Annotated in this window: 23 protein-coding genes and 1 riboswitch; of the genes, 16 read left to right on the forward strand and 7 right to left on the reverse strand. The window is 59.7% G+C overall.

What is annotated here, in order from left to right; genetic code table 11:
• Nucleotides 1–139 precede the first annotated feature (139 nt).
• From DXB86_RS05110 to DXB86_RS05155, 10 genes are all read left to right on the forward strand, one after another.
• Complete coding sequence (locus DXB86_RS05110) at nucleotides 140–940, forward strand: polyphenol oxidase family protein (RefSeq protein WP_117736388.1); 801 nt, start codon at nucleotides 140–142, stop codon at nucleotides 938–940.
• Nucleotides 937–1,773 (forward strand): phosphate ABC transporter substrate-binding protein, encoded by an 837-nt coding sequence (locus DXB86_RS05115; RefSeq protein WP_099431531.1) that lies wholly within the window; start codon nucleotides 937–939, stop codon nucleotides 1,771–1,773. The genes DXB86_RS05110 and DXB86_RS05115 overlap by 4 nt, the downstream gene beginning before the upstream one ends.
• Before the next feature lies 1 nt (nucleotide 1,774).
• A complete protein-coding gene (gene pstC, locus DXB86_RS05120) occupies nucleotides 1,775–2,701 on the forward strand; it encodes a phosphate ABC transporter permease subunit PstC (RefSeq protein WP_117736389.1) in 927 nt (308 codons plus the stop codon).
• Nucleotides 2,702–2,704: 3 nt separating this feature from the next.
• On the forward strand, nucleotides 2,705–3,610 hold the full coding sequence (pstA, locus tag DXB86_RS05125; protein ID WP_006234250.1) for a phosphate ABC transporter permease PstA: 906 nt from the start codon (nucleotides 2,705–2,707) through the stop codon (nucleotides 3,608–3,610).
• 12 nt (nucleotides 3,611–3,622) lie between these two features.
• Nucleotides 3,623–4,426 (forward strand): phosphate ABC transporter ATP-binding protein PstB, encoded by an 804-nt coding sequence (pstB, locus tag DXB86_RS05130; RefSeq protein ID WP_117564648.1) that lies wholly within the window; start codon nucleotides 3,623–3,625, stop codon nucleotides 4,424–4,426.
• Nucleotides 4,427–4,518: 92 nt separating this feature from the next.
• The gene (locus DXB86_RS05135) at nucleotides 4,519–5,376 is read left to right on the forward strand and encodes a PhoU domain-containing protein (protein WP_117564647.1); all 858 of its coding nucleotides are present in this window, start codon (nucleotides 4,519–4,521) and stop codon (nucleotides 5,374–5,376) included.
• A gap of 119 nt (nucleotides 5,377–5,495) precedes the next feature.
• Nucleotides 5,496–6,233 (forward strand): YggS family pyridoxal phosphate-dependent enzyme, encoded by a 738-nt coding sequence (locus tag DXB86_RS05140; protein WP_117736390.1) that lies wholly within the window; start codon nucleotides 5,496–5,498, stop codon nucleotides 6,231–6,233.
• Between the two features lie 60 nt (nucleotides 6,234–6,293).
• A complete protein-coding gene (locus DXB86_RS05145; RefSeq protein WP_022094497.1) occupies nucleotides 6,294–7,016 on the forward strand; it encodes a cell division protein SepF in 723 nt (240 codons plus the stop codon).
• A 57-nt stretch (nucleotides 7,017–7,073) separates the two neighbouring features.
• On the forward strand, nucleotides 7,074–7,319 hold the full coding sequence (locus DXB86_RS05150; protein WP_227790178.1) for a YggT family protein: 246 nt from the start codon (nucleotides 7,074–7,076) through the stop codon (nucleotides 7,317–7,319).
• A 61-nt stretch (nucleotides 7,320–7,380) separates the two neighbouring features.
• A complete protein-coding gene (locus DXB86_RS05155) occupies nucleotides 7,381–8,055 on the forward strand; it encodes a DivIVA domain-containing protein (protein ID WP_006234242.1) in 675 nt (224 codons plus the stop codon).
• Nucleotides 8,056–8,220: 165 nt separating this feature from the next.
• Here DXB86_RS05155 and DXB86_RS05160 read toward each other — a convergent pair whose 3' ends face one another.
• The 3 genes from DXB86_RS05160 to DXB86_RS05170 all read right to left on the reverse strand — a co-directional run bounded on the left by DXB86_RS05160 (nucleotide 8,221) and on the right by DXB86_RS05170 (nucleotide 10,778).
• Entirely contained in the window at nucleotides 8,221–8,751 is a 531-nt protein-coding gene (locus DXB86_RS05160) for a nitroreductase family protein (RefSeq protein WP_117564643.1), read from the reverse strand.
• A gap of 286 nt (nucleotides 8,752–9,037) precedes the next feature.
• Entirely contained in the window at nucleotides 9,038–9,661 is a 624-nt protein-coding gene (locus DXB86_RS05165; RefSeq protein ID WP_055251695.1) for a DUF47 domain-containing protein, read from the reverse strand.
• Nucleotides 9,662–9,728: 67 nt separating this feature from the next.
• Nucleotides 9,729–10,778: an inorganic phosphate transporter gene (locus DXB86_RS05170; RefSeq protein WP_055251696.1), complete on the reverse strand. Its 1,050-nt coding sequence runs from the start codon at nucleotides 10,776–10,778 to the stop codon at nucleotides 9,729–9,731.
• A gap of 250 nt (nucleotides 10,779–11,028) precedes the next feature.
• On the opposite strand from DXB86_RS05170, the gene DXB86_RS05175 reads away from it, so the two are divergent.
• The 5 genes from DXB86_RS05175 (at nucleotide 11,029) to DXB86_RS05195 (ending at nucleotide 14,845) form a co-directional block, all read left to right on the forward strand.
• Nucleotides 11,029–11,367: a hypothetical protein gene (locus DXB86_RS05175; RefSeq protein ID WP_118256758.1), complete on the forward strand. Its 339-nt coding sequence runs from the start codon at nucleotides 11,029–11,031 to the stop codon at nucleotides 11,365–11,367.
• 79 nt (nucleotides 11,368–11,446) lie between these two features.
• Nucleotides 11,447–12,142: a Bax inhibitor-1 family protein gene (locus DXB86_RS05180; RefSeq protein ID WP_158555285.1), complete on the forward strand. Its 696-nt coding sequence runs from the start codon at nucleotides 11,447–11,449 to the stop codon at nucleotides 12,140–12,142.
• Nucleotides 12,143–12,282: 140 nt separating this feature from the next.
• Complete coding sequence (locus DXB86_RS05185; RefSeq protein ID WP_117736393.1) at nucleotides 12,283–13,416, forward strand: TIGR02452 family protein; 1,134 nt, start codon at nucleotides 12,283–12,285, stop codon at nucleotides 13,414–13,416.
• Between the two features lie 78 nt (nucleotides 13,417–13,494).
• On the forward strand, nucleotides 13,495–14,154 hold the full coding sequence (locus DXB86_RS05190; RefSeq protein ID WP_117584214.1) for an SGNH/GDSL hydrolase family protein: 660 nt from the start codon (nucleotides 13,495–13,497) through the stop codon (nucleotides 14,152–14,154).
• Nucleotides 14,155–14,233: 79 nt separating this feature from the next.
• Complete coding sequence (locus tag DXB86_RS05195) at nucleotides 14,234–14,845, forward strand: pentapeptide repeat-containing protein (RefSeq protein WP_117736395.1); 612 nt, start codon at nucleotides 14,234–14,236, stop codon at nucleotides 14,843–14,845.
• A 145-nt stretch (nucleotides 14,846–14,990) separates the two neighbouring features.
• Here the strand turns inward: DXB86_RS05195 and thiD are convergent, their stop codons facing one another.
• Nucleotides 14,991–15,821 carry a bifunctional hydroxymethylpyrimidine kinase/phosphomethylpyrimidine kinase gene (thiD, locus tag DXB86_RS05200; RefSeq protein WP_117736396.1) on the reverse strand — a complete coding sequence of 277 codons (831 nt, stop codon included), beginning with the start codon at nucleotides 15,819–15,821 and terminating at the stop codon, nucleotides 14,991–14,993.
• Nucleotides 15,822–16,001: 180 nt separating this feature from the next.
• Complete coding sequence (gene thiC / locus DXB86_RS05205) at nucleotides 16,002–17,336, reverse strand: phosphomethylpyrimidine synthase ThiC (RefSeq protein WP_117736397.1); 1,335 nt, start codon at nucleotides 17,334–17,336, stop codon at nucleotides 16,002–16,004.
• Nucleotides 17,329–17,444, reverse strand: a riboswitch (TPP riboswitch). It overlaps the preceding gene by 8 nt.
• 63 nt (nucleotides 17,445–17,507) lie before the next feature.
• On the opposite strand from thiC, the gene DXB86_RS05210 reads away from it, so the two are divergent.
• On the forward strand, nucleotides 17,508–18,023 hold the full coding sequence (locus DXB86_RS05210) for a hypothetical protein (protein ID WP_117736398.1): 516 nt from the start codon (nucleotides 17,508–17,510) through the stop codon (nucleotides 18,021–18,023).
• Between the two features lie 40 nt (nucleotides 18,024–18,063).
• Here DXB86_RS05210 and DXB86_RS05215 read toward each other — a convergent pair whose 3' ends face one another.
• On the reverse strand, nucleotides 18,064–18,873 hold the full coding sequence (locus DXB86_RS05215) for a YaaA family protein (RefSeq protein WP_117736399.1): 810 nt from the start codon (nucleotides 18,871–18,873) through the stop codon (nucleotides 18,064–18,066).
• A 103-nt stretch (nucleotides 18,874–18,976) separates the two neighbouring features.
• Nucleotides 18,977–20,374 (reverse strand): aminopeptidase, encoded by a 1,398-nt coding sequence (locus DXB86_RS05220; protein ID WP_117736400.1) that lies wholly within the window; start codon nucleotides 20,372–20,374, stop codon nucleotides 18,977–18,979.
• Nucleotides 20,375–20,383: the final 9 nt, after the last annotated feature.

Genomic DNA, 20,383 nt, shown 5'->3' on the forward strand with positions numbered 1-20,383 from the left:
CGAAAGCCTCCAATCTCCTTACGTTCCCTTTACGTTTGGTCCCTACCGCTGCGGGTATCCTTTTAAGGAAGTATGACAGCCGTATAAACGCGGACTGCGCGGCGACGCCGCGGTACTTGTGTTATTAGGAGGCTTTAGTATGGCAGCACGTGCGGACAACGTTTCGCGTGTCGACCATGATGGAGTTACGTTGGTGGAGGGCGCGACATCCGATGTCCGCTTTGCCTTTACCGAGCGCACCGGTGGCGTTTCTGAAGATGCGTACTCCTCGCTCAACCTGGGCTCGCATGTAGGCGATGACCCCTTTGCTGTTCAAGAAAATCGTCGTCGAGCGCTCGAAGCTATGGGCGCCACTGAGTGCGAGCATAATCTGCTCGTGCCCAATCAGGTACATGGTGACCATATCGTTACGGTGACTTCGAACGGCGCCGACGATCTTGAGGCTGTTCGCGAGCAGATTGCCGAGGGCTGCGATGCCATCGTCTGTACGGCCCATGACGTGCCCGTGCTGCTCTGCTTTGCCGACTGCGCTCCCGTGGTGCTGGTGGCCCCTGGCGGATTTGCCGTGGTGCACTCCGGTTGGAAGGGCACGATTGCACGTATTTCTGCCAAGGCGTGCCAGGCGCTTTGCGATGCTGCCGGCTGCGATGCGAGCGACGTTTCCGCCTATATCGGCCCCCATATCTTGGCTGACGAATATGAGGTATCCCAGGAACTCATGGATCGCTTTGCCGTCGAGTTCTCTTGCATCGATGCGAGTGCCTCTCGCATGCTCGATCTTTCCGCTGCCATTTGTGAGGCGCTGGTAGATGCCGGTGTGGACGCGGATAATATCGTGGATACCCAGCTTTCGACTGTGCGCCAGAACGACCGCTTTTATTCCTACCGTAACGAGGACGGCACCTGTGGGCGCCATGCTGCGATCGGCGTGATGCTATGAGAAAGATCGTATCGGTCCTGAGCGCCGCTGTGCTTACGCTTACGCTGTGCGCCTGTTCTTCGGGATCTTCTACCTCTTCCATTACCGTGGCCGGCTCCACGACCTGCCTTCCTATCGCCGAAATTGCGGCAGAGGGCTTTAAGGAGGAGACCGGCATCGACGTGCTCGTTTCCGGTTTGGGCTCTTCCGCTGGCATCGAAGCCGTCAGCGCTGGCACGGCCGATATCGCCAGCTCCTCCCGTGGACTCAATGCCGACGAACAGGATCTGGGCCTGACTCCCATCGTCATTGCCCACGACGGTATCGCGGTCATCGTGAACGACGATAACCCGGTCGATAACCTCTCGACCGAGCAGCTCCGCGATATCTATGCCGGCAAGATTACTAATTGGAAAGAGGTCGGTGGCGAGGACCTGAAGATTCAGGTCATCAACCGAGACGAGGCATCCGGCACGCGTGAAGCATTCCGCACCATCGTGATGGACGGCACCCCGTTCGATCGCCGCTCCGCCGTTCTTTCGGGCACGGGCCAGGTGCGCGACGTGGTATCTCGTTCGCGCGGGGCTATCGGCTACATTTCGCTGGGCTTCGTCGATAGCCTCAACGCCAAGACCTCGGTCAAGGCCGTCTCGGTCAATCATGTTGAGGCGTCCGAGAAGACGGTCGCGAGTGGCGGCTATCCCATCTCGCGCGACCTTTACTTCTTTGTGAAGGGTGCGCCTTCGCAGCAGGCGCAGGATTACATCGACTACGTGACGTCCGAAAAGATGGACAAGCAGATTCGCGAGGCGGGCTTTATTCCCGTCACCAATGACGAGAAGGGGAGTGAGTAGCATGGAAGCACAGGAAAACTCCCAGACTGAGCAGAATGCTCAGGCGCCCAAGAAGCGCGAGCTGGCGCTCGTATCGCGCAGCACCTATATCAAGGAGAAGGCGCTGCAGTGGATTTTCTTTGCCTGCGCGTTCTTGGCGGTTGTTACCGTCATCCTGATTTTTGTCTTTACCACGTACTCGGCGCTGCCCGTCTTTACCGACATCGGTCTGGCGGACTTCTTTAGCTTTACATGGGCGCCCTCTGAGGGCCACTACGGCATCGTGTCGCTGCTTGCCGGCTCGGGTCTGGTGACCGTCGGTGCGCTCGCCATGGGTGTGCCCCTAGGCGTGGGCACGGCCGTGTATCTGGTCGAGATCGCCAGCAAGCGCGTGCGCAAGCTCATCAGCCCTGCCGTTGACCTGTTGGCCGGCATCCCTTCTATCATCTATGGCTTCTTTGGCATGATCATCATCCGCCCGTTTATCGCGCAACTGACCGGTGGTCTTGGTTTTGGTGCGCTGACGGCGTGGTTCGTGCTTGCCATTATGATCGTCCCTACCATCACCACGCTCACCATCGATGCCCTCAATTCCATTCCCATGGGTATTCGCGAGGCATCGTATGCCATGGGTGCTACTAAGTGGCAGACCATCTATAAGGTCGTGCTACCTGCCGCCAAGCTGGGTATCGTGGATGCCATCGTGCTGGGTATGGGCCGTGCCATCGGCGAGACCATGGCCGTGCTCATGGTCGTGGGTAACGCCCCGGTTATTCCCGACAGCATTGCGAGTCCCATCTCGACGCTCACGAGCCAGATTGCGCTCGACATGAGCTATTCCTCGGGTCTGCATCGCTCGGCGCTGTTCGGCATGGGCGTGGTCCTGTTTATCATTTCCGCCACGCTGGTGGGCATCGTCCGCCTGGTTTCCAAGAAGAAGAGGGGGTAGGCTATGTCCGATTCCGTTGACACGACGGTCGATACGACCTCGTCGCGCGAGCGCATCAAGCGTGCCCTTTCCCACGGCAAGAAGGGCCGCATCAACAAGGACCTGTCCAACAAGATCATGCTTGGCGTGTTCCGTGCCGCGGCATACATCACCACGCTGGTGCTGGTCGCCATCATCGCCTACGTGGTCATTAACGGCCTGCCGCATATCTCACTCGACTTTATCTTCGGTTGGCCCCAGGGCGTCAACGCCGAGGGCGGAATTTGGCCCACAATCGTCTCGACCGTCTATGTGACGGCACTCGCCATGCTTATCTGCACGCCGATCGCTGTGCTGGCAGCCGTCTATCTGGCCGAGTACGCCAAGCAGGGCAAGGTCGTCGAGCTCATTCGCTACGCTGCTGACGCTTTGGCCTCGGTGCCCTCCATCGTTATGGGCCTGTTTGGCTACGCCTTGTTTGTCGAGGCTATGGGTCTGGGTCTTTCGATGGTCTCGGCCGCCCTGGCACTCGCGCTCTTGATGCTTCCCATCGTCATGCGCACCACCGAAGAGGCCATTCGCGCCGTTCCGCGCTATATCCGGTGGGGTGCGTACGGCCTGGGCGCCACCAAGTGGCAGGTCGTCTCCAAGATCGTGCTTCCTTCTGCCTTTGGCCGTATTGCCACGGGTATCGTCCTCGCCATCGGCCGTGCCATTGGCGAGACCGCGGTGGTGCTCTACACCATGGGCCAGGCCATCAATCTACCTATTTCGCCGCTCGATTCCGGCCGCCCCATGACGGTTCACCTGTACCTGCTTGCCAACGACGGCATCAACATGAACGCAGCCTATGGCACCGCGCTCTTGCTGATGGTGATCATTCTGGCCTTCAACCTGTTTGCGCGCTTCCTGTCGCGCAAGCGTCGCTAGTTAAGGAGTCCCATGTCCGTTTATCAGTCCGCTCCCACGCTGGAGCAAGCGGCCATTACGGCCAAGGATTTCAACTTTTGGTACGGTGACTTTCATGCGCTGACGGGGCTTGACCTCAACATCGCCAAAAACGCCATCACCTCCTTCATTGGCCCTTCGGGCTGCGGCAAGTCGACGTTTTTGCGCTGCATCAACCGCATGAATGATCTGATCGAGGGTACGCGCGTCGCGGGCACCATGACGCTCGACGGCAATGATATCTATGCCGAGGGTGTCGACCCGGTCGACCTCCGTCGTCGTGTGGGCATGATCTTTCAGCAGCCCAACCCGTTTCCCAAATCCATCTACGAGAATGTCGCCTTTGGCCCTCGTCTGCAGGGCGTGACTAGCAAAAGCGACCTCGATGACATCGTGGAAGAATCGCTCAAGCGCGCCAACCTCTGGAAAGAGGTATCCAATCAGCTCAACAAGGATGGTTTGGCGCTCTCGGGCGGTCAGCAGCAGCGTCTGTGCATCGCGCGCGTGCTTGCGGTGCAACCCGATGTTCTCCTGATGGACGAGCCCTGCTCCGCCATCGATCCCACGTCCGTCTCTAAGGTCGAGGATCTGATGGCCGAGCTGGCGCCCGAGATGACGATCATCATCGTCACGCATTCAATGCAGCAGGCAGCTCGTATCAGCGACTACACCGCATTCTTCTTGCAGGAAGTTGCCGGCGAGCCCGCCACGCTCATCGAGTATGGTCAAACCGACGCGATCTTCACCAGCCCGGTGGACTCGCGGACGGAAGACTATATCACCGGCCGCTTTGGCTGATCGGTGCGACTAGTCCCAAGCCGATCGGACCTAGTCCGGTGCGTATTCACTGTGCGGGCGGCATGACCGCACCCAACTGATTGGAGTGAACCATGCGCAAACTGTTTTCCCGTCAGCTCGTCGAGGCCCGTCACGAGATGCTGAGCATCTATGAGGCCGTCGATCTGGCCCTCCACGATGCCGTGAAGGCCTATGTGACCGACGACCGCAAGCTCGCCACCAAGACCAAGAAGCGCACGCTTTCGATTGACGCGCGCTGCGCCAACCTGGAGGCCGTCTGCTACAACCTGATCGCCACGCAGTCACCGGTTGCTTCCGACTTCCGCCTGCTTCAGACGATCATCTACGTCGACTTTAACCTGCAGCGCATGACCGATAAGGTCCGTCAGATCTGCCGTGCCACGCGTCATATGATCAAGGCCGACATCTCGCTGCCCCAGGAGCTTGTCGGCACGGTCGAGGCCGAGGCTGAGGCCGTGTACCAGGTGCTAGGCTCGTCGCTTTCTGCGCTCGTCACCAACGACATGTCCATCATTTGCAACCTGGCCGTCGAGGACGAGCCGGTGCATGCGGCATACGAGAAGTTCTTCCGCACCTTTAACCGTATGGATACGGGCGACTTTATGGACGATGACAGCAACTACGACGACCTGCGCCGCGCCATCATGGTTTCGCGCTACTTGGATCGCATTGCCTCGATCTCTATCGATGCCGCCTGCCGTCTGACCTTCCTTTTGACCGGACAGCGCATGACTGCCGGCGATATCGCCCGTGTGGACGAGGATGAGCTCGAGAGCATGCGCGTGCCTTCGGGCGAGGGTGTTATCATGAGGCCCGCCGTCGACGCGCGCTACGTTGCCAAGGTGCCCGCCAACGAGGTCAGCGAGGGTCTTCGCTACCTGCTCGATCATCTTGAGGACGAGGACGATGGCGAGGACGACGAGGAGTAAGTGACCCCGTTCGTCGAAAGATTGTAAATACCTAAGTGAGCGCGGCCTTGCACATGCGGGACCGCGCTCTTGCGTTAGCATGGGACTACTTGTTTGGCTGTCAGCGGAGGCGATTGGCAATGGATAACTATTTGGACTTGATGCGCGCTCGCCGCGAGCAGATTCTGGAACGTTTTTATGCGGCGCTCGATCGCGCGGGCCGCCCCCACGACGCCGCGCGCCTCATTGCCGTGTCCAAGACCGTTGGTGTCGATGAGACCGTTGCCGCCATCCAGGCGGGGTATCGCCATTTTGCCGAGAACCGCCCGCAGGAGCTGGTTCGCAAGCTCACGGGTCTGGCGGAGCATCCGGAGCTGCCCGAGGTGCGCTTCGATATGATCGGCAACCTGCAGACCAATAAGATCAATGCGGTGCTGGGCTCAGCCGAGCTGATTCACTCGGTGGGTTCGCTGCATCTGGCGCAGGCGATCTCGAGCCGTGCTGTCCGCAAGATTGAGGCAGGCGAGCTCGCCGGCCTCCAGCGTGTGCTCATTGAGGTCAATGTGAGTGGTGAGGAGTCGAAGGGAGGCTTTTCGCCCGATGAGATTCGCGCCGCCGCGGGTGAGCTTGCGGAGCTTGAGGGAATTTGCGTGCAGGGGCTTATGACTATGGCGCCCCGGGGGAATAAGGATGTGGCACGCCGCACCTTTGCGGGGCTTCGTGAGCTGAGGGATGAGCTGGAGGCGGCGCATCCCGATTTGAACCTGCCTGAGCTTTCCTGCGGCATGAGCGAGGACTTTGAGCCTGCCCTTGAGGAGGGCTCTACGCTCGTTCGCCTGGGCAGGGTAGTATTTAGCCCGGAGTTTGCAGTAAAATAAGGCTCTGAAGTGCGCACTGATTATCGGGGCGCCTGCACTAAACCGCGAGAGGACACAACCATGGGCTTCCTTGACGAGATTAAAAATAAGATGCACCTGGGCGGCCAGCAGGGTTACGACCAGGGTTATGGCCAGGACGACGACTACGGCTACGATGACGGCTATGACGATGGTTATCAGGGCAACGGCTACAGCGGTGCTTCGGGCGAGGGCTTCTACACCCAAGACGAGCCGAGCAACGGCCTGCTTGGTCAGACGCGCCGCGGTGAAGCTGAGTCGGTTGCCGTGTATACGCGCTCCGGTCAGCTGGTCGGCGATGACTCCCGCCATGCCACGACGTATAACCCGCCTTCGCGCTCGCAGGACAGCGTTGCGAGCGGTTATCGTCCTGGTGCCTATGACACGCCGTCGAGCTACGCCGAGAACACCCGCGCCCGTGCCGCCGCTGCGCCCGCGCCTGCGCCGAGCGATGCCTCGGCCTATGCGAGCAATATCATCAACGCCACGCCGCAGCTGCCGGCCTATGTCCTGCGCCCCGAGAGCTATGACGACGTGGAGACCGTGGTGCGCCGCGTTCGCACCAAGCAGCCTGTCGCACTGATTTTTGTGGGCGTACGCACCGAAGTTGCCAAGCGCGTCTTGGACTTCTCTTACGGCTTTGCCTGCGGTCTGGGCGCCACGGTCAAGGAGGTAGGCGACCGCGTGTTCATGGTGCTGCCCGCCGGTTGCGAGGTCAAAGATTCCGATCTCAAGAAGCTTCGTGCCGACGGCTACCTTAAGTAAAGACAAGACGAGGAGATTCCCATCAACATCTACACTATCGTCCAGCTGGTCAACACGCTGTTCAACTTCTATTCCACGCTCATTGTCGTCTACTGCTTTATGACGTGGATTCCCATGAAGCAGGGTGGTTTACTTCAGGATATTGCTGCGGTGCTCGATAGCGTGTGCGGTCCGTGGCTCAACCTGTTCCGTCGTTTCATTCCGCCGATGGGCGGTATCGATTTTTCGCCGGTCGTTGCGATTATTGCGTTGCAGTTGGTGCAGAGGCTGGTTCTGCAGCTTCTTATAGGTATACTTGTGTAGAACTGACTTAGTAACTTACGTCGGGCGTGTAGCGCCGAGGCGATGAAAAAGGAGACTTGTTATGGCTATTACCCCTGCAGACATCCAGGCTCAGACTTTCTCTGAGGCCAAGCGTGGCTACGATCCTGCCGAGGTCGACGTCTTCTTGGAGACACTGTCCTCCGAGGTTGACGCTATGCTCGCTAAGATCGTCGACCTTAAGGGTCGTCTGACTGCTACCGAGCAGCAGCTTGCCGATGCGCAGGCTCAGCTTGCCCAGGCTCAGGATGCCACCGCCCAAGCCGTTCCTGCCGCCCCCGTGGCTGCTCCCGCCCCTGACTTCTCCGCTCAGGAGCGCCAGATTTCCGCTGCCCTGATCGCTGCCCAGCAGACCGCTGAGACCATCGTCAACGATGCCAACGAGAATGCTGAGCGTATCCGCAACGAGGCTGACGCCAAGGCCCGCGAGGTTATCCGCCAGGCTCTGACCGAAAAGCAGGCCGAGCTCGAGGAAATCGATCGTCTCAAGGCTTCCCGCGAGGAGTTCAAGGCCGAGTACCTCAAGCTCATCCAGCACTTCATGGACGATGCCCAGAACTCCTTCCCGGCCGACCTCATGGCCTCCACGCCGGTCGGTTCTGCCGCTTCTCCTGCGGTGACTGTTCCCGCCGAGCCGCTGCCCGTCGCTGACCCGGTTGTCCCCGTGGCCGATCCCTTCGCCCCGATCGACAACTTTGCCGCCGACGACCTGGACTAGCATCAGAGCTACAATCTAGTGTCCTTAAGAGGAGCTCGCACCTGCGGGCTCCTTTTTTGTGGCTGTATACGGGTTGGGAAACAAAACGCCGAGCTCTGCATGCGATAGGACAGAACTCGGCGAAGGGCGCGTGGTAAAAGGTAGATTTTAAGGTATGTCTAAAAACTACTTGAGGAGGAAGTTGGAGAGGGGAATAGTGCGGGCCTCGCGATGCTCGGGATCGGCGATGTGGTCGGCGGGATAGCCACAGACGAGCATGTGATAGGGATAGACGCCCTTGGGCAGATTGAACTGCTCCTGTGCCACCTCAGGCTTAAAATGGCATACCCAGCACGTTCCCAGGCCCTGCTCGGTGGCCTCCATCATCATCTGGTCGCACACGATGGACGTATCGATTTCACTGGAATTCATCTGGTCATACGGGCGCACCCAAGCATCATCGGTAACGCTGCAAATAAGGAAGACAAGCGGAGCTCCAAAGATAGACCCATCACGAGCAAACCGAGGCTGACAAGCAGCAGCCTTCTCCAACAGCTCAGGCGTATCCAGCACCATCACACGGGCTGGATGATTATTACAAGCAGAAGGAGCAATACGCCCAGCCTCAACAATGGCATCCACCACAGCCTGCTCAACAGAACGGTCCTCAAAAGAACGACAAGAATACCGACCACGAGCCAGATCCAAATAAGACATACAAGCCCTCCTAAAATTAAAAATCAAACAAACCAAAAGTAACCCAAAGAGTACCCAAAGCAGCAATCAGCCAAACGCTCATCAAGGGCCAAAGTGTCCGAACGGATACCAAAGGTCCCTTCAGCCAAACCCCCGTCGCGCTAAATCTATCAGCCAAAGTTCCCAATGGTGGTGCATAAGGGAGCGGGCCCGGCCACTAATAACCTTTTGAACGACTCTGCTTGCAGCCGGAGTGAAAAAGGTTATTAGTGGCCGGGCCCGCGACCGGTGGGACATGTGCCCCCAATTAACTGTTCTTCATGACAATCGAATCCACGACATCGGCCACATTCTCGCAGCAGTCGGCGCAGTACTCCAGGAAGGCGTACACGTCACGCCAAGCGATGACCTCGAGCGGGTCCTTGCCGTTAACGTGCAGGTTACGCATGGCGTTGATATAGAGCTCGTCGGCCTCGGACTCGATGGTGTTGATCTGGATGACGAGCTCGCGCAGCGTTTTGGACTTGCGGTAGTTAGGCAGCTCGACCATAAGGTCCTTCATGGCGCGGCAGGCGTCGGTCACCTTGTGGGCGATGACGATGGCGTCGGGATGGATGCTCTGGATGTTGGTGAAGTAGACGCGCTGCACGACGCCCTCGATACGGTCGAGCACGGTGTCGAGCGAGCAGCTCATCAGATCCAGGTCCTCGCGCTCAAGCGGGGTGATAAAGGCCGTGAGCAGGGCGTCCTCAAGCTCATGGTGCTTCTTGTCGGCCGCATGCTCGATCGCATGCATCTTGTCGAGCATATCGTGAATCTTTGCGGGATCGAAGTTCTCGAAAATCTTGGTAAGCAGCTCGGCGGCCTGGACGGCGAGGTCGGCGCAGGCGACGTAGTTGTCAAAGTAGAACGAATCGGGTTTCTTTGCCATGAGTGGGTCCTTTCGAGGCGAAGACGGGTGGGCGAGGTGTTACGGTCCGGATGGACGTTCGGTTTGACTAGATGAACATCATGAACAGCTTGGCCATGACAAAGCTGATGAGTCCACAGGCGGGGAAGGTGAAGAACCAGGTGAACATCATGTCCTTGACGACGCCGAAGTTGATGGCCGAAAGGCGCTTGACGGCGCCGACGCCCATGATGGCGCAGGTCTTGATGTGAGTGGAGGACACGGGGATGCCGGTGAGCGTGGCAAGCAGCAGGTTTGCGGCGCCCGCCAGGTCGGCGGAGAAGCCCTGGTACTTTTCGAGCTTGACCATGCTCTGGCCAACGGACTTGATGATGCGCTCGCCGCCCACGCTGGTGCCGATGCCCATGGTGGCCGAGCACAGCAGCATAATCCAGATGGGGATGCCGGCATCGCCGACGCTCGTCTGGCCGCTGGCAAAGGCCACGCCTAAAAAGAGCACGCCGATGAACTTCTGTCCATCCTGCGCGCCGTGCATAAAGCTCATGGCCGCAGCGCTTGCGATCTGAGCGTATTTAAAGAAGACATTGGCACGTCGCCTGTTGGCGGCGGCGAAAAGAATCGAGACGAGCTTGCACAGGACCCAGCCCATGACAAAGCCCAGGCCGATGGAGAGCGCCAGGCCGTAGATGACCTTCATCCACTCGTGGACGTTGACGCTGCTCGCACCGCCGAGGGCGATGGCGGCACCGGTCAGGCCGGCGATAAGGCTGTGGCTTTGCGAGGTGGGGATGCCAAAACGCGACGCTGTGGCGCCGTAGACGACGATGGAGAACAGCGCCGCGCACAGGCAGGCGAGCGCCATGGTACTGTTTCCGCCAAAGTCGACAATATGGGAGATGGTGTTGGCGACGCTCGCGTTAAAGTGCGTCATGATGAGCACGCCGAGGAAGTTGAATGCGGCACTCATGAGAATGGCGGCGCGGGCGGGCATGCAACGCGTAGTGACGCAGGTCGCGATGGCGTTGGGTGCGTCGGTCCATCCATTGACGAAGATGGCGCCGAGCGCGAGGATCACGGTGACGGCAAGGACTGGGTTCGACACAAGTTGGCCGAGGAAGGTTGAGAACGTTACGTCCATATATGGGCTTTCTCGAAGTTTGCAGGCACGTTACAGAAACATGATAAATCGTATCACCTCCTGCGGGTTTCTTTACCGAGTTCTGATGGGAGCAGTGAATTTTTTGGCACTAAAATTGAATATTATCCCTGTTGACCGCGGGTGTTCTTTTTGCTAACACACCATGAGGACACGTGCGCGCGCCCCAACACCCCAAAACCACAGTCTGTTCGCTTTACAATATGCAAACATGCGTTCGATAATAGGAGGCATGGAATATCGACAGACAGACGGCAAAACTCGGCGCGTGCACAAGCAGTATGTGGACGTCGTGACCCGCATCCTTGCGGGCGGACAAGTCGTGCCGGTCACCGTCTGCTGGGTCGACGGCCGTTGCTTTACGATCGACGAAATTATCTCGACCACCGGGTTTGGCCTGACGGTTCACGGCATTCGTACGGCAACCTATAAGGTACGTTTTGGCGGACATGCGACCGAGTTGTATCTGGAGGACCAAACGCGTGAGCGGGCGGATGGCTCGCAGACGCATGTGATGCGTTGGTGGGTATGGGCGTTTGACCGCACGCTTGAGGGCGAGCGCCGCAGGTAAGAGCGCACGGCATTCGGGTACAATGGCAGGGATCTTGTCACCTACGGCGCTGTCGTGGCGCTTTTTGAAAGGACGAAGTATGAACGATATCCAGGGCTATCAGAACGGCCCCGTCGAGACCGGCGCAAGCCGCGCCAAGGAGATGTCGCCGCGCGCGTACAACCTTGTCATGTCTGCTCTCATCTTTTTGGGCTTTTGCGCCATGGGTGCCGGCGCCTACTTTACGAGCACCATGTCGTTTGCGCGCATGATGATGAGCGGCGCCGCCCTACCGCTGGTCTTTGGCTCGTTTATTTTAACCATCGTCGGCATGGTCATGATGTCGGCTGCTGCCAGCAAACAGTCCGTGGGCCTGTCACTCGTGGGCTACGTGGTCTTTGCGAGCACCTTTGGCCTGACGGCGTCGTTTGGTCTTGCCAACTACGACCTGCCTACCATTAACACCGCCTTTATCGCCACGGCCGCCATCACCTTTGTCTTTGGTGCGCTGGGCGTGACCTTCCCCAAGTTCTTCCAGCGTGTGTATGGCATTGGTTTTGGCATCCTGCTTGCCACGATTCTGGTCGAGATCGTGCTGATGTTCATGGGCGTTTCGCAGTCCATCACCGACCTGATCGTGATCGTGGTGTTCGCCGGCTTCATCGGCTACGACACCTATGTGGCAACGACGGTGCCGCCCACGCTGCCCAACGCCGTGCTCATGGCATCCAACCTGTTCGTGGACATCATCAACGTGTTCCTGCGCATTCTGAACATCCTCGGCCGTCGCGATTAAAGCGCGGCATTGCGATGCTTCCTGCCGGACACGGTAAAACGATGCGAAAGGCGGTCCTTCGGGGCCGTCTTTTTTGTGCGCGGCGGGGTATCATGGATGGGAAAAGCCGATAGCGGCAGCGACAGGAAAGGTGGCCACGTATGGCAGACGTCGACAACAGGAACCGTAACCGCAGGTCCAACCGAGCGGGTCAGCCCAATCCCAAGCGCGAGGCCCGTGCCAAGGCCGCCGAGCGTCACGTGGCAACTGTGTCCGAAGCGTGCGCCAAGGATATCGAGCGTTCGCTTGCCGGTGTTCGCGAGTTTGACGGTATGCCTGCCGGCTTTGTCGCGGCGATGAAGGCCAAGGTTCAGAGTGCTGTGGCCCCCGAAGAGCAGGTCGCCGAGGACGTCGAGAACGCGGAGACTGCCGAGGTCGAGGCGGCGCCCGAGACCGAGGCGGCGCCCGAGCCCGTCGAGGAGCCTGCCGAGGAAATCGCCGAAGCTGAGTCCGCGCCTGCTGAGGAGCCCGCTCCGGTCCTGCCCGAGGTCACTGTGCTTGATGCCTCCGCCACGCAGGCAATCCTCGATAACGGTCGCGGCTATGCGCAGTTCTGCGACATGGCCGTGCTCGCCTTTGCCTCGTTTACCAATCCGGGCGGTGGATATATTCAGGGTTATCTGGGCCAGGAGGCCACGCTGTGCGCCGATTCGTATCTGTACAACGTTCTCGATAGGCAGCGTAAGTGGTACGGCGAGAACCGTCGCCGCAACATCAACTGCGAGCTCTATCGTAACCGTGCCCTAGTGGTGCCTGCGGTGCGCTTCGACCGCAACCACGTGCATGCATACGCCGACGTGATCGTGGCCGCCGCGCCCAACGTTAAGCGCGCCCGCCAGGAGTATCGCGTGAGCGACGATGCTCTGCTGGATGCCCTGCGCGACCGCATTCGCTTTGTGCTCGCCATCTGCGACGAGTTGGGTCGCGAGAAGCTCGTGCTGGGCGCATGGGGCTGCGACAACAACGGCTTTGATGCCGAGGCCGTGGCCGAGCTCTTCCGCAAGGAGCTCGCATCGGGCGACTTCAAGGTCAAGCAGGTCTTCTTTGCCGTGCCCTCTACGCGCTGGGACGAGGACTTCGCCAAATTCGAGCACGTGCTGGCAAACTTCCCCGAGCGAAACGAGGAGTCCTATGCTCAGGTTGCCGCCCGCGCCGCAGCCGCCCGTGCCGCCGAGCAGGCTCAGACCGCTGCCGAGGATGACGAGGATGACGACGACTGGCGCAAGTACCTGTAAACGGTGCTCGTGATGCGATATACCGAGCCGACGGGAGAGGCTGCTCCTGTCGGCTTTATATTGAGTGGGGAGCTTACGATGAAAAACGTTCTGTGCTTTGGTGACAGCAACACCTATGGTTACGATCCGGCGGGCATGCGCGACGGTACCGCGGTGCGCTATGCGCAGGATGTGCGCTGGTGTGGCGTGGTCCAACGTGACTTAGGCGAGGGCTGGCATGTAATTGAAGAAGGCCTCAACGGCCGCACGACGGTACGCGACGACATGTGCCATCTGGACACTAACCTCAACGGCATTCGCGCGCTTCCGATGCTGCTCGAGGCTCATAAGCCGCTGGACGCCATTGTGATCATGCTGGGCACCAACGACTGTAAGACGGTCTTTAACGTGACAGCTTCCGATATCGCCCGTGGCGCCATGGCGCTGATTCGCGCCGTCCGCGCGTTTCCGTGGACCGACGCTGCGCCTTGCCCGCGCATCCTGCTGATGGCTCCTATCAAGATCAAGCCGCAGATCGCCGATGTATATATGACCGATTTTGACGAGCGTTCCGTCGAGGCATCTGAACATTTTGGCGAGTACTATGCGCACGTGGCCGAGCAGTTTGGCTGCGACTTTTTGAATGCCGCCGAGTTTGCCGAGCCGGGCGATATCGACTATCTGCATATGATGCCCGAAAGCCACGAGAGCTTGGGACATGCCGTGGCAGCCAAGCTCCAAGAGATGCTCGGTGAGTAGCGCGACCCCAAGCCGCCGCAAAGGGGGCAGGCACCTTTGTGGTGGTTTTGCCCGGGTAAACGAACGGATTGGCTGCCATATGGGCATGGACGAGCTCATCGACCTCTTTGCCGAGGGCGATGAGCTCGTCTCCAATACCGCTTTTGAGGATTTGGATCTTGCCTGCGACGTGGCGAACGGCGCGACCTTCGATGGCGTCGTGTTCCGATCTTGCGAGTTCGATAGCGTTGACTGGAGCGGCTCGACGTTTCGCGACGTGGTGTTTCGCGGTTGCCGCTTTATCCGCTGCAACATGGAAGGCTGCTGGCTCAACCGCTGCGACTTCGTTGACTGCTCGGCGCCGGGGCTCAACTTGCTCAGGGCGCGTCTGTCGAGCGTGTCGTTTACATCGTGCGATTTGAGCTATGCGAACCTTTCGGAGGGACGCATTGGCCCCATGGCTGCGCATGACACGCGTTTGACCGAGGCCGCGTTTCAGGGTACCAAGCTGGGTCAGATACGCCTGGATGGCTGTGACCTGACGCGTATGGATGTGTTTAAGACGTCGCTTTCCGGCGTGGATGTATCGCGTTGTACATTCGCGGCGCCCGTTGTTTCGGGCGATTACCATGAGTTGCGTGGCTTGATGGTCAATGCCGAGCAGGCGCTGGCACTCTCGGGTTTGTTGGGAATTCAACTCGCCGACGAATAGGCGCTCTGGTCCTTTGCTCGACCGCTATCTAAAATCAAACCGTCGCAACATTTAATGATTTTTCGCGTTTGCACGATTTTCATCGAATGTTGCGACGGTTTTTGGTGCAAGGTAGCCTGTCTCTTTTTGGCAGGTTACTGGCTATTTAGTACTGCCACATGTGGTTGACAGGGCCGGAGCCTTTGCCCATGTCAAAGCCGGCGGCGAGAGCGCCCGTTAGGTAGGCCTTGCCGGCATTGACGGCGTCGGCGAGATCCATGCCCTGTGCCAGCGCGCAGGCGATAGCGGACGAGAGCGTGCAGCCGGTACCATGCGTGTTGCCGGTCTCGATGCGCTTGTGGCGGAACCACGTGGTGAGCGGATCGCCCAGGTGGTTGCCCTCGTCATCGAGCGGTGCGGGCTCGGCTAGCACATCGTTGGCCTCGTTGACAAGATGCCCACCCTTAACGAGGGATGCGCAACCAAAGCGGCGGGTGAGGAGCATGGCGGCGTTTTGCTGCGTGCGCTCGGAATCGACCTCGTAGTCGAGCAGCGCCATGGCCTCGGGAATGTTGGGCGTGATGACGGTTGCTAGTGGGAACAGGCGGCGGGTGAGCGCCTCGGCGGCATCTTCGGCAATCAGCCGTGCGCCCGAGGTGGCTACCATGACGGGGTCGACGACGATATTCTGCGCATCCCAGGCGCTCAAGCGCTCGGCGATAACCTCGATAATCTCGGCAGAGGAGACCATGCCGATTTTGACGGCGTTGGGGCGGATATCGTCAAAGACGGCATCGATCTGCGCCGCGACAATATCGGGGGAGATGTCCTGCACGGCGGTGACGCCCAGGGTGTTCTGTGCGGTGATGGCCGTGATGGCCGTCTCGGCATACAGACGGTGCGCCGTGATAGTCTTGATATCGGCCTGAATGCCGGCGCCGCCGCTGGAATCGGATCCTGCGATGGACAGGACGGCAGGTACCTTGCTGCGATCCATGTTCGCTCCCTTGTTCGGTCGGATTCAAATGGGTCTTCAATCCGCATTATAAAGATGCCCGGGCCGGCTGTATGCCGATCCCGGGCGGGCGGTGCAATCTTAACGCAAATAAAAACAAATGTTCACATGTCAACAATTGACGAACGCCTCAGTGCTGCCAAAAGCGATTGTGGCGACGCGTTAGTCCTCCATGCCGAGATCGATCGTCGTACCCTCGAACACCTTGTTGACAGTGCGGACGGCGCACATCTTGCCGCACATGGTGCAGGTGCCCTCGGTGGCGGCGGGGGATTCCTCGTAGCGCTTCTTGCCGGTGACCGGGTCGAGGGCGCACTTCCACATGGCGTCCCAGTCGAGTTTGCGGCGTGCCTGGCCCATCTTGTCGTCCATGTCACGGGCGTGCGGTACCTTCTTGGCGATGTCGGCGGCGTGTGCGGCAATCTTGGTGGCCATGAGGCCATCAAGCACGTCCTGGGCGTTAGGCAGGCATAGGTGCTCTGCCGGTGTCACGTAGCACAGGAAGTCGGCGCCGGAACTGGCGGAGATGGCGCCACCGATGGCGGCGGTGATGTGGTCGTAGCCCACGCCGATATCGGTCACCAGCGGCCCCAGCACATAGAACGGGGCGTTGTGGCACAGGCGCTTCTGCAGCTTCATGTTGGCGGAGATCTCGTCGAGCGCCATGTGACCCGGGCCCTCGACCATGACCTGGACGCCGGCGGCCCAAGCGCGCTTGCACAGCTTGCCCAGCTCGATCATCTCAGCGGTCTCGGTGGCATCGTTGGAGTCGTAGAGGCAGCCCGGGCGGCAGGAGTCGCCGAGCGAAATCGTCACGTCGTACTCGTGGCAAATCTCGAGCAGCTCGTCAAAGTACTCGTAGAAGGGGTTTTCGTTGCCGGTGACCTCCATCCAGCCAAACAGCAGCGAGCCGCCGCGACTGACGATGTTCATCAGGCGGCCGGTCTCCTTAAAGGTCTTGGTGACCGACTTGTTGATGCCGCAGTGGATGGTCATAAAGTCCACGCCATCCTCGGCGTGCGCGCGCACGACCTCGAACAGGTCGTCCTTGGTCAGCTTGACCAGCGGCTTTTCCATGTAGCCGATGGCGTCGTACATGGGGACGGTGCCCACCATGAGCGGCGTCTCGTCGATGAGCTGCTGGCGGAACTGGCGCGTTTTGCCCGAGTTGGAAAGGTCCATGATGGCGTCGGCGCCAAAGTCCTCGGCGATCTTGACCTTCTTCCATTCCTCGGCGGCATCGGCCTTGTCGCCCGAGATGCCCAGGTTGACGTTGACCTTGGTGGACAGGCCCTCGCCGACACCAAAGGCGCGCATGCCCTTTTTGATATGCACGATGTTGGCGGGAATGGCGATGCGGCCGTCGGCCACGCGCTCGCGGATGTACTCGGGGTCGCGATGCTCGCGCTCGGCGACTTCCTTCATCTGCGGCGTGATCTGCCCGGCGCGGGCGAAGTCGATTTGCGTGACGAGCTTGGGCTCGGTCTGTGTGCTCATTGGCACGGCTCCCTTCGTTGGCATTACCCATATCAGGTTTGCGGGTCAGGGCGGGCGCGCCCAGTCTCAGCCTGCCGTCTTGTCCTGCAAGCTCCCCGTTTATGTAATGGGCTCAAGTATAGCTCGAATGGGTACGATTGGCCTAACGAGCGTGCCTGTGGGGAGGCGAACATGGAAGACAAGCATCTATATCGAGAGACGCAATGGGATGTATCGGCCGAGGAAAGCCGTGCGCACCATGGCCTTGTCGCGATTGGTTTTGCGGTGCTTGCCGTGCTGGTGATTGCCGTTTGTATCTGGACGTTTGGTGGTCGCGGCGGCGCTGCATGGGAGTTCGAGGCTGATGATAGCCTACCGATAATGACGGTGAAGGTCGCGGGTGGCAATACCGTTGCCGCGCCGGGCGACTATTGGTATCCGCGCGATGGATTTGTCCAGCTGCAGCTGAGCGGCGGTTCCATTCCTGGTGAAGAGATCGAGCGCGTGACCTTCGATGCGTCGCTTAAGACGCTGTCGGTCGAGCTCAAAGATCAAGGGGATGTGCCCACGACGATGGATATCGCGCTGACTGAATGGCGCTTGGAGCCCCCATCGGGTGTTGCGGTGTCCGAGGTAGAGCACGTTAAGATTACCTACCAAGATGGCTCGACAAACGAAGTTGCCAAAGCCGACGGCTTGGCGGAATAGACGCCGTGCCTAGGCAGCACATTCAAAAGTAGCGGTGGTCCTACAAGGTCTGTTCGTTCAGGAAGACCAAAGTGTTCTTATTTGAAAGCTCGGGAAAGTGACGATAACCAACATCAAACGCGGTGAGCCCGCTTACATCCTCGAGCTTGTTTTCTGCCATCCAGCGCACCATGGAACCACGTGCCTTTTTGCTGGCGGTCGAGCGCTGGATGGGCTTGCCGTTGCGGATGCCTTCGCCAAAGAGGCACGTGACGACCGTGGCGTCGGTGGTGAGGCGGGGCAGAACGGCTTTGGCGTATTCCGCACTCGCGAGGTTGACGATCGTAGCGTTGGAGCCCGCCGGAGCGATGGCCCGTGCGAGCTTGTCGCCCCAAAACGCATAGAGGTCTCGGGCATCGTCGACGGCAAGCTTCGCGCCCATCTCCAGCCGATACGGTTCAACGGCATGAAAGGGGCGTACGCATCCGTAAAGGCCCGAGAGGATCCACAGATGGTCTTGCAGCCATGCGAGCTGCGCGGAATCCATCACCTCGGGCGCCATGCTCTGGTATTGAATGCCGTGATAGGACATGACGGCAGGGGAGAGGTGACGGGCGAGTGCGGGATTGTCGAGATCGCCGTTTTTCAGGATGGGCCCAAACTCATGCAGGGTGTTGAGGCAAGGCCCCAGCAGTTTGTCACTCACGTTCCAGAGCGCCTGCAGACCTCCGCTGCCTTCATTCCGCTCGATATCTAGCAGTGCGCGGTGGAGGCGAGCCGTCTCGTGCGCAAAAGGTGGAATGCCCAGGACTTCAAAAGCATCTTGGGCCGCGCGCATCTGCTTGGCGGGCGAAATGATGACCTGCGGCATGGACTCTCCTTTGCAAAAAAGAAAGTTGCGGTGAAATACGGCCCGTTTGGGCCGTTTATGGGCCAGTTTAGTCCGTATTTCACCGCAACGGATGAAGGGTCGGTTAGGCGCGCTCGATGAAGGCCTTGTAGCCGCGATAGGCCTCGTAGATATCGGCCTTGTTGGCGACCTCCCACAGGGCGTGCATGGACAGGACGGCAACGCCGGAGTCGATGACGTTCATGCCATACTCGGCCATGATGTAGGCGATGGTGCCGCCGCCACCCGCGTTGACGCGGCCGAGCTCGCAGGTCTGGAAGTCCACGCCTGCCTCGTCCATGATGTCGCGGATGAGGGCCACATACTCGGCGTCGGCGTCGTTGGAGCCGCCCTTGCCACGGCTGCCCGTGTATTTGTTAAAGCACAGGCCGCGACCCATAAAGGCGGCGTTCTTGGTCTCGAACTTGCCGGCGTAGCCCGGGTCAAAGCCGGCGGACACGTCAGAGGAGAGCATGCGGCTGCGGGCGAGTGCGCGGCGCAGGGCCAGCGGGCTGCTCTCGCCGGCGAGCGTCATGATCTCGGCGACGGTGTTCTCGAAGAAACGGCTCGTCATGCCGGTGGCGCCCACGGAGCCGATCTCCTCCTTGTCGACGATGAGCGTGATACTCGTACGCTCGACGTCTGCCACGTTGATCTGGGCGAGCATGGAGGGGTAAGCGCAGACGCGGTCGTCGTGGCCATAGCCCAAGATCATGGAGCGGTCGAGACCCATGTCGCGGGCGGGGCCGGCGGGCACGACCTCGATCTCGGCAGAGAGGAAGTCCTCCTCCTCGACGTCGTACTGTTCCTTGAGGATGTCCAGGAACATCTGTTTGACGGGCTCCTTGGGGGCGTCCTTGTCGTCCTCGTCAAACTTGACGGGGCGGCCGCCCACGATCACGTCGAGGATCTCGGCGTCGACGGCGTCCTTGGCGGGCTTGGACATCTGCTCGCTCGAGAGGTGGATCAGCAGGTCGGAGATGGTAAAGACCGGGTCGTCCGCCTTGTCGCCGATGTTGATGTCGACGGTGGTGCCGTCCTTTTTGCAGATGACGCCCACAAGCGCGAGCGGGGAGGCTACCCAGTGGTAGCTCTTGACGCCGCCGTAGTAGTGCGTGTCGAGGTAGGCCATGTCGCCGGCCTCGAAGGCGGGATTCTGCTTGAGGTCCAGGCGCGGCGAGTCCACGTGGGCACCCAGGATGTTAAAGCCCTGCTCGAGCGGGGCGGTACCCAGGTTGACGAGCATGAGGTCTTTGCCGTGGTTGGCGGCGTACACCTTGTCGCCGGCCTTGAGCGCGCGGCCCTCGGCGATCACGGTCTCCAGGTTGACGTAGCCCGCCTCCTCGGCCATCTTGATACCGGTCTTGACGCACAGACGCTCGGTCTTATTCTCGCTCAAAAACTGCTTATAGCCGCGGCAAAGCTCCTCGAGCTCCTCGACTTGCTGTGGCGTGTACTTTTTCCATGCGCAGGGACGCTCCATGACGCAGGC

Origin of the sequence: Collinsella sp. OM06-18AC, from assembly GCF_003438785.1 — a bacterium.
Taxonomy (GTDB): Bacteria; Actinomycetota; Coriobacteriia; order Coriobacteriales; family Coriobacteriaceae; genus Collinsella.